15 protein-coding genes are annotated in these 13984 nt (G+C 68.0%); 10 read left to right on the plus strand and 5 right to left on the minus strand.

All coding sequences use genetic code 11. The features are described from left to right. Window positions 1–47 precede the first annotated feature (47 nt). Window positions 48–893 carry a LysR substrate-binding domain-containing protein gene (locus SJY11_RS17675; protein WP_376988068.1) on the plus strand — a complete coding sequence of 282 codons (846 nt, stop codon included), beginning with the start codon at window positions 48–50 and terminating at the stop codon, window positions 891–893. Window positions 894–896: 3 nt separating this feature from the next. Here SJY11_RS17675 and SJY11_RS17680 read toward each other — a convergent pair whose 3' ends face one another. From SJY11_RS17680 to SJY11_RS17690, 3 genes are all read right to left on the minus strand, one after another. Further along, a complete protein-coding gene (locus SJY11_RS17680; RefSeq protein ID WP_376989363.1) occupies window positions 897–3131 on the minus strand; it encodes a RelA/SpoT family protein in 2235 nt (744 codons plus the stop codon). Window positions 3132–3298: 167 nt separating this feature from the next. Beyond that, complete coding sequence (rpoZ, locus tag SJY11_RS17685) at window positions 3299–3691, minus strand: DNA-directed RNA polymerase subunit omega (protein WP_054141122.1); 393 nt, start codon at window positions 3689–3691, stop codon at window positions 3299–3301. A 102-nt stretch (window positions 3692–3793) separates the two neighbouring features. After that, window positions 3794–5494, minus strand: coding sequence for an ATP-binding protein (locus SJY11_RS17690; protein ID WP_376988069.1), 1701 nt, complete (start codon window positions 5492–5494; stop codon window positions 3794–3796). Window positions 5495–5732: 238 nt separating this feature from the next. Here SJY11_RS17690 and SJY11_RS17695 point away from each other — a divergent pair, with 238 nt between their 5' ends. Together SJY11_RS17695 and acpS are read left to right on the plus strand one after the other, a co-directional pair. Continuing rightward, window positions 5733–6482, plus strand: coding sequence for a pyridoxine 5'-phosphate synthase (locus tag SJY11_RS17695; protein WP_376988070.1), 750 nt, complete (start codon window positions 5733–5735; stop codon window positions 6480–6482). 9 nt (window positions 6483–6491) lie between these two features. Beyond that, the gene (gene acpS, locus SJY11_RS17700) at window positions 6492–6899 is read left to right on the plus strand and encodes a holo-ACP synthase (RefSeq protein ID WP_326911766.1); all 408 of its coding nucleotides are present in this window, start codon (window positions 6492–6494) and stop codon (window positions 6897–6899) included. 7 nt (window positions 6900–6906) lie between these two features. Here the strand turns inward: acpS and aqpZ are convergent, their stop codons facing one another. Beyond that, window positions 6907–7632 (minus strand): aquaporin Z, encoded by a 726-nt coding sequence (gene aqpZ / locus SJY11_RS17705; RefSeq protein WP_376988071.1) that lies wholly within the window; start codon window positions 7630–7632, stop codon window positions 6907–6909. A gap of 136 nt (window positions 7633–7768) precedes the next feature. Here aqpZ and SJY11_RS17710 point away from each other — a divergent pair, with 136 nt between their 5' ends. Continuing rightward, the gene (locus SJY11_RS17710; protein WP_376988072.1) at window positions 7769–8890 is read left to right on the plus strand and encodes a mechanosensitive ion channel family protein; all 1122 of its coding nucleotides are present in this window, start codon (window positions 7769–7771) and stop codon (window positions 8888–8890) included. Between the two features lie 6 nt (window positions 8891–8896). Here SJY11_RS17710 and SJY11_RS17715 read toward each other — a convergent pair whose 3' ends face one another. Next, window positions 8897–9910 carry a sensor histidine kinase gene (locus SJY11_RS17715; RefSeq protein ID WP_376988073.1) on the minus strand — a complete coding sequence of 338 codons (1014 nt, stop codon included), beginning with the start codon at window positions 9908–9910 and terminating at the stop codon, window positions 8897–8899. Between the two features lie 247 nt (window positions 9911–10157). Between SJY11_RS17715 and lepB the strand changes: the two genes are divergently transcribed. The 6 genes from lepB to pyrE all read left to right on the plus strand — a co-directional run bounded on the left by lepB (window position 10158) and on the right by pyrE (window position 13865). Next, window positions 10158–10925: a signal peptidase I gene (lepB, locus tag SJY11_RS17720; protein WP_326911762.1), complete on the plus strand. Its 768-nt coding sequence runs from the start codon at window positions 10158–10160 to the stop codon at window positions 10923–10925. A 13-nt stretch (window positions 10926–10938) separates the two neighbouring features. Then, window positions 10939–11670, plus strand: a complete 732-nt coding sequence (gene rnc, locus SJY11_RS17725) for a ribonuclease III (RefSeq protein WP_376988074.1) — start codon at window positions 10939–10941, stop codon at window positions 11668–11670. Next, complete coding sequence (gene era / locus SJY11_RS17730; protein WP_376988075.1) at window positions 11663–12589, plus strand: GTPase Era; 927 nt, start codon at window positions 11663–11665, stop codon at window positions 12587–12589. The genes rnc and era overlap by 8 nt, the downstream gene beginning before the upstream one ends. Before the next feature lie 83 nt (window positions 12590–12672). Then, window positions 12673–12948 carry a BrnT family toxin gene (locus SJY11_RS17735; RefSeq protein ID WP_376988076.1) on the plus strand — a complete coding sequence of 92 codons (276 nt, stop codon included), beginning with the start codon at window positions 12673–12675 and terminating at the stop codon, window positions 12946–12948. Then, window positions 12917–13195, plus strand: coding sequence for a helix-turn-helix domain-containing protein (locus tag SJY11_RS17740; RefSeq protein ID WP_305696546.1), 279 nt, complete (start codon window positions 12917–12919; stop codon window positions 13193–13195). Before SJY11_RS17735 ends, SJY11_RS17740 begins: the two co-directional genes overlap by 32 nt. Before the next feature lie 85 nt (window positions 13196–13280). After that, complete coding sequence (gene pyrE / locus SJY11_RS17745) at window positions 13281–13865, plus strand: orotate phosphoribosyltransferase (protein WP_376988077.1); 585 nt, start codon at window positions 13281–13283, stop codon at window positions 13863–13865. The last annotated feature ends 119 nt before the right edge of the window (window positions 13866–13984 follow it).

Genomic DNA, 13984 nt, shown 5'->3' on the forward strand with positions numbered 1-13984 from the left:
TGAAACCGTATCGAAGATGATATCAGCGATATCGATTAGGGATCATTATGCTCGCCGCGCTCGATCCGGACGCCGTCGCCGCCTTCCTCAGAACGGCCGATCTCGCCAGCTTTACCCGGGCGGCCGAGGCGCTGGGCACGACGCAGTCGCTGGTCAGCACGCGCATCCGGCGGCTGGAGGAGCGGCTGGGCAAGGTCCTGCTGCAGCGCCATCCCCGGCTGGTGCGGCTGACGGCCGAGGGCGAGCGCTTCCTGCCCGCGGCGCGTGACCTGATGGCCGCGCAGGCCAAGGCGCTCACGGTCTTTGCCGCCGCGCCGGAGCGCATGGCGATCGGCATCAGCGAGCAGGCGGTCGGGGCGGAGATCCCCGCCGTGCTGGCGCGTCTCGCCACCGCCCACCCGGATTTCGTGATCGCGCTGCGGATCGAGCCGTCGCGGGCGCTGGAGGCGGCCTTCGAGCGCGGCGAACTCGATGTCGCGATCATCCGCCGGCTCGCACCCGGCCGCAGCGGCGAGGTGCTGCGGGAGGATGGGTTCGGCTGGTTCGCGGCGCCGCGGCTGGTGCGGCGGCCCGACGAGGCGCTGCCGCTGGTCAGCCTGACGCCCGATTGCTGGCTGCGGCAGCATGGCATGGCGGCGCTCGACCGCGCCGGCCTCGCCTGGCGCGAGGCCTTCATCGGTGGCGGCATGAGCGCTGTGCTGGCGGCGGTCGCGGGCGGGCTCGGCGTCTCGCCGCTGGCGGCGCGGCTGGCGCCGACAGGGACGGTCGATGTCGGGCGCGACTGGGGCCTGCCCGATCTGGGCACCTCCTGCGTCGTGCTGCGCAGCCAGGTGGCGACGCCGCGCACCAACGCCTTCGTGCGGGAACTCGCCGCGGCCTTCCGGGCCGGCTGAGGCCTACCCGACCACCCGCTCGACCCGGCTGATCACCCGCTTCTCGCGCAATTCGCTGATGATGGCGCTGAGATGCTTCAGGTCCCAGACCGTCAGGTCGATGGTGACGTTGGTGAAGTCCGGGTTGGGGCGGTGCATCGCGACTGCGTCGATGTTGCCGTCATGCTCGGCGATGGTGGTGGTGATCTGGGCGAGCGAGCCGGGCTCGTTGATCGAGTTCAGGGCGATCCGCGCCGGGAAGCGCTGCATCGCCTTGTCGTCGAGATCCCAGCGCACGTCGAGCCAGCGCTCGGGCTCGTTGTCGAAGGCGGCGAGCGCGGGCGACTGGATCGGGTAGATCGTCACCCCCTCGCCTGGCGTCAGGATGCCAACGATGCGGTCTCCCGGCACCGCCCCGCCATTGGGCGCGAAGCGCACCGGCAGGTCGCCGCCGAGACCGCGGATCGGGATCGCGTTGTCGCCGGAGACTTCGTCGCCCGTCCCCTCGCCCGGCAGCTTGAACTTCAGGTTCTCGCCCTGGCGCAGCTCGAACCAGCCCTTGCCGTTGCCGGTGCCGGCCCCGGCCGCCTTGGGATCGGGCGTGGCGCGCTTCTCGGGCTCGAGGTCGGGATAAACCGCTTTGACCACGTCGCCGGAATACATCTCGCCGCGTCCCACCGCCGCGAGCACGTCGTCGACGGCGTTGCGGGCGAGGCGCTTGAGCGCGGCCTTCAGCTTCTCGTCGCTGAAGGGCCGGTCGGCCCGCCCGAAGGCGCGCTCCAGGATCTGCCGGCCGAGGCCGGAATACTGCCGGCGCACCGCACTGCGGGTGGCGCGGCGGATGGCGGCGCGGGCCTTGCCGGTGACGACGAGGGATTCCCAGGCGGCCGGCGGCGTCTGCCCCTCGGCGCGGGTGATTTCGACCTCGTCGCCATTGGCGAGTTCGGTCAGGAGCGGCGCGATGCGGCCGTTGATCTTGGCGCCGACGGCGCTGTTGCCGACATTGGTGTGGATTGCGTAGGCGAAATCGATCGGCGTGGCGCCGCGCGGCAGCGCGATCAGCCGGCCCTTGGGCGTGAAGCAGAAGACCTGGTCGTGGAAGAGTTCGAGCTTGGTGTGCTCGAGGAACTCCTCCGGGCTGTCGCCCTCGGCGAGCAGGTCGACCGTGCGGCGCAGCCACTGATAGGCGCGGCTCTCATCGGCGTAATTCGCCAGTTCTGTGGTGCGGCCGTCCTTGTAATGGGCATGGGCGGCGATTCCGAATTCGGCGATGCGATCCATCGTGTCGGTGCGGATCTGCAGTTCGACGCGGCTGTGGCCAGGTCCGACCACGGTGGTGTGGATCGAGCGGTAGTCGTTCTGCTTGGGCGTCGAGATGTAGTCCTTGTAGCGGCCGGGCACCATCGGCCAGGTCATGTGGACGATGCCGAGCACGCGGTAGCAATCCTCCGGCGTCGCGACGATGACGCGGAAGCCGAAGATGTCGGAGAGCTGCTCGAAGGAGATGGATTTGCGCTCCATCTTCTTCCAGATCGAATAGGGCCGCTTGCGCCGGCCGGAGACGTCGGCCTCGATGCCGCTGGCGGCGAGCTTGTCCTTGAGGTCCTTCTCGATCTCGCCGATGACGCTGCCCTCGCGCTCAGTGACCTCCTCCAGCCGCTTGGTGACGGTGGCGTGGGCCTCCGGCTTGATGTGGCGGAAGGCGAGCTCTTCCAGCTCCTCGCGCAGCTCCTGCATGCCCATGCGCCCGGCGAGCGGGGCATAGATCTCGGCGGTTTCCTCGGCGATGCGCAGGCGCTTCTCGGGCGCCATGAAATGCAGCGTGCGCATGTTGTGCAGCCGGTCGGCGAGCTTGACCAGGAGCACGCGGACGTCGTCGACGATGGCGAGCAGGAGCTTGCGGAAATTCTCGCCCTGGGCCGCCTTCTTTGAGACGAGGTTGAGCTTCTTGATCTTGGTCAGCCCGTCCACCAGCCGGCGGATGTCGGGCCCGAACATGCTCTCGATCTCTTCGAGCGTCGCCTCGGTGTCCTCGACCGTGTCGTGCAGCACGGCGGCGACGATCGTCGCATCGTCGAGCTTGAGGTCGGTCAGGAGGGCCGCGACCTCGAGCGGATGGGCGAAGAACGGGTCACCGGAGGCACGCTTCTGCGTGCCATGGGCGCGCATGGCATAGACATAGGCCCGGTTGAGGAGGTCCTCGTCGGTGTTGGGATTGTAGCTTCGAACCCGGTCGACGAGTTCGTATTGCCGCATCATGCCCATACGGGCCCTCTGTCACGCCTGCCTGATCTGGAGTTGCCCAATATCGGGGCAGCATGGGACGGCAGCAAGGCGTATTCCCGGATCAAGGCACGAAAAAGCCCGGCGGCGCCGGGCTTTAGCGGATTGGGTGAAGAGATCGTTCCGAACCGGCCGCGCCGGGCTCAATCCTCGTCGTCGGCGCTCTCGGTCGGCGGCACGAGGCCGTCGAGGCCGCGCAGCAGGTCGTCCTCGCTCATGCGGTCGAACTGGACTTCCGAATCGGGGGTCGAGGCGCTCTGGCCGGGGGCGGCGAGCAGCGGCACGGTCTCGGCCTCCGGCTCGTCGACCTCGACATGCTTCTGCAGCGAGTGGATCAGGTCTTCCTTCAGATCCTCGGGCTTGAGCTTCTCGTCGGCGATCTCGCGCAGCGCGACGACCGGGTTCTTGTCGTTGTCGCGCGACACCAGGATCGCCGAGCCCGACTGGATCATGCGGGCGCGATGGCTGGCGAGCAGGACCAGCTCGAAGCGGTTGTCGACCTTGTCGATGCAATCTTCAACGGTGACGCGAGCCATGGGCGGCTCCTTCTGATCTGTCGCGATGCAGGGAAATGGGTAGCGCGTGCCATTACAGGCAAAGCACCGCGGATGCAAGATTGGCGTCGCCCCCGCGCGCGATCAGCCGCGCATCCGACGAACCATCTCGTCCAGCCCCGGTTCCCGCCGGCCATCGCCGCCGGTGACGAGGTCCATCGCCGGCAATTCATGCGGGGCGAGTTCGGCGAAGCGCATCCGCATCGTGGTGGCGACGCCCTCGCCGAAGGCGATCGCCTCGCGGTTGCCGACCGAGGAGAGGAATTTCAACGTGCTGGCCGAGGCATCCGAGATGGCGGAGCGGATGATCTGCTGGTTGAGCTCGTTGGCCAGCCGCATCGCGAAGACCGTCGAGCACTGCGACAGGATCGTCGGGTTGAGTTCGCCCGGGCGCTGCGTCACCACGCCGAGATAGGCGCCGTATTTGCGGCCCTCCTTGGCGATTCGGGCGATGGCCTGACGCGTCGGCAGGAACCCGAGCGACGGATCGGCGGGCACGTAGCGATGGGCCTCCTCGCAGAGCAGCAGAATCTCGTAGGTGCCCTGGCTGGCCCAGGCGAGATCGAAGGAGAGCCGCGCCAGCACGGAGGCGACCGCATCGACGACCTCGGACGGCAGCCCGCCGAGCTGGAAAACCGTGATCGGGCGCCCGTGATGCGGCACGCGGAAGATCTGCGCGACGACCGGCGCCATGGTCTCCATCATGTTGGCGCGGGCGAACATGAACTGGTAGCGCGGGTCGTTGTGCAGGGTCTCGAGCCGGACCTTCAGCGAGCGCAGCGAGGCGTGCGGCCAGCGCTTCTCGTGCAGGCCGATGAACTCGTCGATGATCGCGATGGCGTCGATGATGCGGTAGGGCGTCGGCATGTCGCTGGCGCTGCCCGTTCCCTCCTCGCGGCGCCCCATGCCGGCGTCGAGCGGCCGCTTGAGCAGGGTGGAGTTGAGATCGCGCATGGTGTTGCGGGAGCTGCCGGCGCGATAGCGCTCGCGCGCACCCATCACGACCTCGCGCAGGATGTCAGCCTCCTCGTCGAAGGCCGTGCGGCCGCGGAAGACGACCTCGGCGAATTCCTCCAGCTTGAACATCCAGAACGGCAGGTTGAGCGCCTCGGCGTCGATCGCGAGCGCACGGTCGGGAAAGGCGCAGGCATATTCGTTGTGCGGATCGAGGATGAGGACGCGCAGCCGCGGGCGGGCCGCGATGGCGCGCCGCAGCAGCAGCGAGACGGCGCTGGACTTGCCGACGCCGGTGGTGCCGACCAGCGCGAAATGCCGCGCCAGCATGTCGTCGATGCAGACCGTGGCGGGAATCGTCGGGTCCTGCGTCAGCGTGCCGATGGCGACGGCCTTGCGGGTGCCGAGGTCGTGGACGAGGGCGAGATCGCCCGCCCGGATGCGATGGGCGACGGCGCCGATCGGCGGATAGGTTGAGATGCCGCTCTGGAAGCTCGTGCCGCCATCGGCCCCTTCGATGACTTCACCCAGGAGTTCGACCTGGACATGGATGGCGTTGTCGGTGCCCTCGTCCCAGACGGCATTCACCGCCGACATTTCATAGACGAGCCCGACGATGCGGGTGCGGCCGAGATTGATCGAGATCATCCGCCCGACGGTCCAGGATTCCGGACCGAGCCGCGCCATCCCGGCCACCGTGCTGGCGATGGTCGCGCGCGAGCCGTCGCAGGAGACGACCCGGCCCAGCGAACGATCGGGGTCCTGGGCGTGATCGCGCCGGTCGCGCGTCACCTCGGTCTCGAACGCTCCTGACTTTACGGCAAGCTGCACGATACGCGCCCCATGACATTCAGATTCCCCGCGTTTCACCTTAGGGTTGAGTCTTTACGATTGCCTTATTGGCGGCCAGGCGCTCGCCTGCGCTGAGGACGCGGTTACCGAAGCGCCAAGGCCCGACCGTCAATCGTCGCGACCCATCAGTTTTCGTGGGGTCGGCCGTGACAATGCGTGTCTTGAGACGGCAGCGCATTGTCGTCTATGCACGCCGGGTCCCGAGGAGAGTTGACCCATGGCGAACCGGCTGCGACTGGGCGTGAACATCGATCACGTCGCGACGGTGCGCAATGCGCGCGGCGGCGCCCTGCCCGACCCGGTGCGCGCCGCGCATCAGGCGGTCGCCGCGGGGGCCGACGGCATCACCGCGCATCTGCGCGAGGACCGGCGCCATATCCGCGACGTCGACATGGCCCGCCTCGCCGCTGAGTTGACGAAGCCGCTGAACTTCGAGATGGCGGCGACCGAGGAAATGATCGCGCTGGCTGAAAAGCTGAGGCCGCATGCGGCCTGCCTCGTCCCCGAGAAGCGCGAGGAGCGAACCACCGAGGGCGGGCTCGACGTCGTCGGCCAGGAGGCGGCGCTGCGGCCCGCCATCGCGCGGCTGAAAGCGGCCGGTTGCCGCGTCTCGCTCTTCATCGAGGCGGACGAGGCCCCGATCGCGATGGCGGCCAAGCTCGGCGCACCGGTGATCGAACTGCATACAGGGACCTGGTGCCATGCCGTCGCGGACGGCCACGCCGACAAGGCGCAGGCCGAGTTCATCCGCCTCGCAAAGGGCGCCGCCTTCGCCGCCTCGCTCGGGCTCGAGGTCCATGCCGGGCACGGGCTCGACTACGACACGGCGCGGCAGCTCGCGGCGGTGCCGGAGTTCGTCGAGTTCAACATCGGCCATTTTCTGATGGGCGAAGCGATCTTCGTCGGCCTCGACGCCGCGCTCCTGCGGATGCGGCAGGCGATGGACGAGGGGCGCGCCGCGACGTAAGTCTCGCGCATGATCCTCGGCATCGGCTCCGATCTCTGCGACATCGACCGCATCCAGAAGTCGCTCGACCGTTTCGGCGAGCGCTTCACCCATCGCATCTTCACCGAAGGCGAGCGCGCCAAGTCGGAGCGGCGTTCGACGCGGGCCGCCTCATATGCCCGGCGCTTCGCGGCCAAGGAAGCCTGCTCCAAGGCGCTGGGCACGGGGCTGCGCGCCGGCGTGTTCTGGCGCGACATGGAGGTCGTCAACCTGCCCGGCGGACGGCCGACGCTGCGGCTGACCGGCGGCGCGGCCGCGCGGCTTGCGGCCATGACGCCGCCCGGGCACGAGGCCTTCGTGCATGTCTCGATGACCGACGACCCGCCGATGGCGCAGGCCTTCGTGGTGATCGAGGCGCGGCCGCTTTCCGGCGGCTGAGGAGGGCCTACTCCGCCGGCGCGGTTCCGACGACCTGGCCGCTCGGCTCCTCGCTCAGCCAGCGGTAGAGGATGCCGCCGAGCGCCCCGCCGATCAGCGGCGCGACCCAGAACAGCCAGAGCTGCCCCATCGCCCAGCCGCCGACGAAGAGCGCCGGGCCGGTGCTGCGCGCCGGATTCACCGAGGTGTTGGTGACCGGGATGCTGACGAGATGGATCAGGCAGAGCCCCAGGCCGATGGCGAGCGGCGCGAAGCCGGCCGGCGCCTTGCCATGGGTCGCGCCCATGATGATGAAGAGGAACATCATCGTCATCACGACTTCGGTGAGGAACCCGGCGAAGAGGCCGTACTTGCCCGGCGAGTGTTCGCCATAGCCGTTGGAGGCGAAGCCCTTGGCGAGGTCGAAGCCCGGCGCCCCGCTGGCGATGAGATAGAGCACGCCCGCCGCGACGACGGCGCCGGCCACCTGCGCCACGATGTAGGGCAGGATCTGGTTGGTCGGGAAGCGCCCGCCCGCCGCCAGTCCGACCGTGACGGCCGGGTTGAGATGGCAGCCGGAAATGTGGCCGATGGCGTAGGCCATGGTCACGACAGTGAGTCCGAAGGCGAGCGAGACACCGAGCAGGCCGATGCCGACCTGCGGAAAGCCCGCGGCAATCACGGCGCTGCCGCATCCCGCGAAGGTCAGCCAGAAGGTCCCGATCGCCTCCGCTGCGTATTTCCTGCCATTCATGATCCAGCCTCCCCCGAGCCTGGAAAGATCGTGCGCGCAGGATTCCGGCAGGTCAACCGGTCCGCCATTGCGAAAACCGGTGAACCTCTGCCGTCCCGGATGCGTTGGCACCGTATCCCGCGACAGAAGGCTGCACATGAACCAGACCCGCATCTGGCTGGGCGAAACGATGCTCACCCTCCCGAACTGGCTGATCAGCCTCGCCGTCTTCGCCGGCGCACTGGCGGTCGCGATCCTGGCCCACCGCATCATCTTCACGATCGTGACGCGGTTCGTGGCGCAGATGGACCTGTTCTGGCGTTCCCTGGTCGCCCGGACCCAGGGGCCGACACGCTTCGCCGTCATCACGATCGCGCTGGGCTTCGCCGCCAGCCTGTCGCCGCTGACGAGCGGGGAAGCGGCGCTGATCCGGCAGGTCCTGCTGCTGTGCTTCATCGCGCTGGTCGCCTGGATCGCGACCGCGGCGCTTCATATCTGGACCACCGTCTATCTGCGGCGCTTCAAGCTCGATGCCGACGACAATCTGCTGGCGCGCAAGCACGTCACGCAGACCCGCATCCTGCGACGGGTCGGAGACATCCTGATCATCATCGTCGGCGTCGCGACCATGCTGATGACCTTCGACAGCGTCCGGCAGTACGGCGTCAGCCTGCTGGCTTCGGCGGGCGCGGCGGGCCTCGTGGTCGGCCTGGCGCTGCAGCCGGTGCTGAAGAACATCTTCGCCGGCATCCAGCTCGCGGTGACGCAGCCGATCCGGATCGACGATGCCCTGCTCGTCGAAGGCGAATGGGGCAATGTCGAGGAGATCACCTCGACCTATGTCGTTCTGCGGCTCTGGGACTGGCGCCGGATGATCCTGCCCCTGAGCTACTTCATCGAGAGGCCGTTCCAGAACTGGACGCGCGACAATGCGGCGCTGATCGGTTCGGTGATGATCTATCTCGACTACGAGACGCCGATCGACGCCCTGCGGGCCGAAGCCGAGCGGATCGCTGCCGCAACCCCGCTCTGGGACGGGCGCGTGGTCAATGTTCAGGTGACCGATTTCAAGGATTCGACGATGGAGATCCGGATCCTCGTCAGTGCCCGATCGGCAGGGCAGGCCTTCGATCTGCGCTGCACCATGCGGGAGCAGATCGTCGCCTTTCTCCAGCGCGAGCATCCGCGGGCGCTGCCGCGTCTGCGGGCGGACACGACGCCGGACCGCAGCACCGGGCGGGCCGAGGCCGCGCCGGGCCGCGAACGGACCGCGCACTGAGCGGGATCATCGCTGGAATGTGATGCGCGTCGTCAGGCCGGGGCCAGTCTCGCGCGAGACCGTCCCCTTCAGCTGCCGGGACAGGGCCTCGACGATGCGGTTGCCCAGCCCGTGGCCGGGAAGGGCGCCCTCGGGATGGGCCGGCAGCCCGACGCCGTCATCGGCGATCGTCAGTTCCGCCGTCGCATCGTCGACGAGCCGGATGGCAACCCGGATCCGCCCGGCCCGGCCATCGGGAAAGGCATGCTTGAGCGAGTTGGTGACGATCTCGGAAACCAGCATCGAGAGGGTCGTGAGCTTGCGGATGTCGAGGGTCATCTCCGGCACATCCACATCGCAGGCGACGCCGGACACTCCGCTCGCCTCGATGACGTCGGCGCAGAGGTCGTTCAGATAGGCCCCCACCGGCAGGTCGACCTGGTTTGGGTCGTGCAGGCGCCGGTGAATCCGCGCCATGGTCTCGATGCGGTTTCGGGCCTCGTCGAGGATGGCGGGCGCGGCCGAGGGATCGGCCTTGAGGCGCCGATGCGACATGTTCAGAAGGCTGGCGACGAAGGCCATGTTGTTGGCGACACGGTGCTGCAGCTCCTCGAACATCGTCCGCTGCTGCTCGACGAGCGCGTTCGAGACGCGCTTTTCGGCCTCGAGTCGTCGCATCGCACGCGTCATCAGATGGATGAGAGCGATGTCGACGGCGACGATGAAGACGTAGAACGCCAGCGCGAAGGCGCTCTGCCGGTTGAGCGCGAAGCCGCTGGGCGGGATGAACCAGTACCAGGCCGCCAGACCGCAGAGCACGGCGCAGAGCGTGCCGGCCGCCGTCCCGCACAGGAAGCTCGTGATGATCACGGCGGGAAAGAAGGTCAGGAAGGGATAGCCGGGCGGCAGCGTGCCTTCGAGGGCGAAGCGGGCCCCCGTGGCAGCGGCCGATATGAGGCCGGCCAGTGCGATCGCCACGGTCGCCTGGACGGCCGGCCGCGATTGCGAGACGAGCGGCGGTGAGCGAAGGAGGAGCTTCACGGTATCCTGGACGGTCTGGTCTTCAAGACGGCGGGGATCGCGGGGAGAGGACCGTCGGAACCGGCGGTCCACGCTTTCCTAGACCGGTTCGGCGCGCCGTCCATGTTAAAAGACGTATCGTCGCTTGAAAATGACGACGCGCGTTGGCCTGCCGGCCGGCGCCGACGCCCCGCACCTCTGCCGGCGTTGTCTGGCGGGCGACATTCCGCTAGACCGCGCGCTGGACCCCCGTCCCAGGAGCGCCCGCGTGGCCAACGACGTCGATTCGAAGAAGAAGACCGCCAAGGACGAGGGCGGCATCGTCGAGACCATCAAGGTCGTCGTGCAGGCCCTGCTCATCGCACTGGTGATCCGGACGCTGCTGTTCCAGCCCTTCAACATTCCCTCGGGCTCGCTGATCCCGACCCTGCTGATCGGCGACTACCTCTTCGTTTCGAAATACACCTACGGCTATTCCAAGCACTCGATCCCGTTCAGCCCGCCGCTGTTCTCCGGCCGCGTCTGGGCGGCCGAGCCCAAGCGCGGCGACATCGCCGTGTTCAAGCTGCCGACCGACAATTCCACCGACTACATCAAGCGCGTGATCGGGCTGCCCGGGGAGCGCATCCAGATGATCGACGGCATCCTGCACATCAACAACCAGCCGGTGAAGCGCGAGCGCATCGCCGATTTCGTCACCACCGACAATTGGGGCCGCAGTTCGCCCGCGATCCAGTATCGCGAGACTTTGCCCAACGGCGTCTCGCACCAGATCATCGAGCGCGAGGGCGACAGGGGCACCTTCGACAACACGCCGGTCTTCGTCGTGCCGCCCGGCCACTTCTTCATGATGGGCGACAACCGCGACAACTCGCTGGATTCGCGCGACCGCAGCGTCGGCTTCGTGCCCTTCGAGAACTTCGTCGGCCGGGCCGAGATCATCTTCTTCTCGATCGAGGACGGGGAATCCGCCTGGAAACTCTGGGAATGGCCCTGGACGGTGCGCTGGAGCCGCCTGTTCAGCGCAATCAAGTGAGCGGGATCCGCACGTGAGCAAGCCCGGCGAGAACGGGCGCAAGCCGCCCGAGACGGCCCGCCTGCAGGCGACGCTCGGCCATGCCTTCCAGGACCAGGGGCTGCTCAACACCGCCCTGACCCATATGAGCGCGGAAGGCCCGCGGCTGCAGAGCTACCAGCGCCTCGAATTCCTCGGCGACCGGGTGCTGGGGCTGTGCATCGCCGACATGCTGTTCGCGCGCTATCCGACCGCGGCCGAGGGCGACATGTCGCGCCGGCTCGCCGACCTCGTGCGCAAGGAAACCTGCGCCGAGGTCGCGATCGCCTGGAATCTCGGCGCCTTCATGCGGCTGGGCGAAGGCGAGATCCTCGGCGGCGCGCGCAAGAACAAGGCGATCCTGGCCGATGCCTGCGAGGCGATCATCGGTGCCGTCTTCATCGACGGCGGCTATGAGGCGGCGCGCGCGCTGGTCGAACGCGCCTTCGGCGAGCGCCTGCTCAAGCCGGTGCGGCCGCTGCGCGACGCCAAGACGGCGCTGCAGGAATGGGCCCAGGGCCAGGGCTATCCGACACCGACCTATTCCGAACGCGGCCGCTCGGGCCCCGACCATGCCCCGATGTTCCGCGTCGCGGCGCGCATCACGGGCCTCGTCGATGCCGAGGCCCAGGGGCCGTCCAAGAGACTGGCCGAGCAGGCTGCCGCCGAAGCCTTCCTGCGCCGCGAGGGGCTGTGGACCGAAACAATGGAGAGCGACCATGGCTGACGAGACGGACGGCGCGCCCCGGGCGCCGACGCGGGCCGGCTTCGTCGCACTGATCGGCGCGCCCAATGCCGGCAAATCGACGCTGCTGAACCAGCTGGTCGGTGCCAAGGTCTCAATCGTCTCGCGCAAGGTGCAGACGACGCGGACCCAGGTGCGCGGCATCGCGATGTCGGGCGCGGCGCAGATCATCTTCGTCGACACGCCCGGCATCTTCCAGCCCAAGCGCCGGCTCGACCGCGCGATGGTGACGAGCGCCTGGGGCGGCGCCACCGACGCCGACCTGATCGGCGTGCTGATCGATGTCGAGCGCTTCGACAACGAGGAGAACACGCGGCTTCTGGAAAAGCTCGCCGAGCTGAAGCAGCCGAAGTTCCTGATCCTCAACAAGATCGACATCATCGCCAAGGACAAGCTCCTCGAGATCACCGCCAAGGTGAACGCGCTGGGCACCTTCGAGACGACCTTCATGATCGCGGCGCTGACGGGCTACGGCGTCAAGGACATCCTGGCCTGGCTGGAGACGCGCCTGCCGCTGGGTCCCTGGCTCTATCCGGAGGACCAGATCTCGGATGCGCCGCTGCGCTTCCTCGCCGCCGAGATCACCCGCGAGAAGATCTTCGAGCGGCTGCATGACGAACTGCCCTATCGCTCGACGGTCGAAACCGAGCAGTGGCAGCAGCGGCCGGACGGCTCGGTGCGGATCGAGCAGACGATCTATGTCGAGCGCGAGGGCCAGCGGAAGATCGTGCTCGGCGAAGGCGGCCAGACGATCAAGGCGATCGGCCAGAAGGCCCGCATCGAGATCGCGGAAGCCGCCGAGGCGACCGTGCATCTGTTCCTGTTCGTGAAGGTGCGCGAGAACTGGAGCGACGACCCGGCCCGCTATCGCGAGATGGGGCTGGAGTTCCCGAAGGGCTGAGCGTCGATTGCACCGCGCATCCCCGGTTGCCGGCGCGCGGAGGATTTGCCATCGATACGGGAATCCCGTAGTCTTTCGTTGGCATGACGGACGATCGGTTCGACCCTGCGAAGGACGCGGCCAACCGCGACAAGCACGGAGTCTCGCTGGCCTTCGGCGACAGGATCTTTGCCGACGACAACCATCTGATCCTGCCCTCGATCCGCGAGATCGACGGGGAGGAGCGCTTCAAGGTGATCGGGATCGTCGGCGCGAGGCTCTTTACCGGCGTCTTCGTCTGGCGGGGCGATGCGCCCCGCTTCATCTCGGTGAGAAGGAGCAATCAGGGTGAAGAACGCGCCTATCGCAGTGGCCGCTGACCCCACGGATGCCGCCGATTTCGACGTGACGGTCGAGGCCCTGGACCGCGCGCAGCGCGCCCGCCTGATCCGCCGGACGCGGACCGGGCTCGGCCTCTCGCAGGCGGAGTTCGCCAGCCGCTTTTGCGTCCCGGTCGGTACGCTGCGCGACTGGGAGCAGGCCCGGGTAACCGCGCCGGACTTCGCCGTCGCCTATGTGCGCGTGATCGCGCAGTATCCGGAGATGGTGGCGAAGGCCGTCGCCTGAGACGTCGCGGCCTTGAGTTTTGCGCGCCGATGCCCTTTATCGCGCACACGATACGACACGCGACGGATTGATGACGGGGCCTGCCATGACCAACGACGAGGTTCTCGCCGAATTCCGCGAGGCGGGTGCGCTGCTCGAGGGGCATTTCATCCTGTCGTCGGGCCGGCGCAGCGGCATCTTCCTGCAGAAGATGTTCGTCTTCCAGGACCCGGTGCGCACCGAGCGGCTGTGCAAGGCGCTGGCGGCCAAGGTCGAGGCGCGCTTCGGCACAATCGACTATGTCGTCTCGCCCGCGATCGGCGGCATCGTGCCGGGCTACGAGACGGCCCGGCATCTGGGCGCCAAGGCGGTCTTCGTCGAGCGCGAGGGCGGCAGCTTCAGGCTGCGCCGCGGCTTCACCCTGCCGGCGGGCGCGCGCTGCATCATTATCGAGGACATCATCACCACCGGCCTCTCGCTGCGCGAATGCCGCGACTCGGTGAAGGACGAGCCCGGCACGATCGTCGGGGCCGCCTGCCTGATCGACCGCTCGGCCGGGCGCGCCGAGCTCGGCATGGAGCTGGTCAGCCTGATGGACTACGCCGTGCCCGACTACGCGCCCGACGCGCTGCCGCCGGAGCTCGCGGCCATTCCCGCCACCAAGCCCGGCAGCCGGGGCCTGAGCGTCTGAACACCATCACCTTTGCCGGCTGCGGCGAGAGGTCACAGCGTCCCGCGGGCCCTGACGCGCCTTCGTTTGCGCTCGGACATGGTTCCACCGCCTTTGCTTTTCATTTGAGTTTTTTGAAG

This window comes from Allobosea sp. R86505 (genome assembly GCF_042466375.1).
Lineage (GTDB): Bacteria > Pseudomonadota > Alphaproteobacteria > Rhizobiales > Beijerinckiaceae > Allobosea.

Bases quoted from the DNA above. Each gene is read 5' to 3' on its own strand.
- SJY11_RS17675 (WP_376988068.1), top strand. From the start codon at position 48: ATGCTCGCCGCGCTCGATCCGGACGCCGTCGCCGCCTTCCTCAGAACG.
- SJY11_RS17680 (WP_376989363.1), bottom strand. From the start codon at position 3,131: ATGATGCGGCAATACGAACTCGTCGACCGGGTTCGAAGCTACAATCCC.
- rpoZ (WP_054141122.1), bottom strand. From the start codon at position 3,691: ATGGCTCGCGTCACCGTTGAAGATTGCATCGACAAGGTCGACAACCGC.
- SJY11_RS17695 (WP_376988070.1), top strand. From the start codon at position 5,733: ATGGCGAACCGGCTGCGACTGGGCGTGAACATCGATCACGTCGCGACG.
- acpS (WP_326911766.1), top strand. From the start codon at position 6,492: ATGATCCTCGGCATCGGCTCCGATCTCTGCGACATCGACCGCATCCAG.
- aqpZ (WP_376988071.1), bottom strand. From the start codon at position 7,632: ATGAATGGCAGGAAATACGCAGCGGAGGCGATCGGGACCTTCTGGCTG.
- SJY11_RS17710 (WP_376988072.1), top strand. From the start codon at position 7,769: ATGAACCAGACCCGCATCTGGCTGGGCGAAACGATGCTCACCCTCCCG.
- era (WP_376988075.1), top strand. From the start codon at position 11,663: ATGGCTGACGAGACGGACGGCGCGCCCCGGGCGCCGACGCGGGCCGGC.
- SJY11_RS17735 (WP_376988076.1), top strand. From the start codon at position 12,673: ATGACGGACGATCGGTTCGACCCTGCGAAGGACGCGGCCAACCGCGAC.
- pyrE (WP_376988077.1), top strand. From the start codon at position 13,281: ATGACCAACGACGAGGTTCTCGCCGAATTCCGCGAGGCGGGTGCGCTG.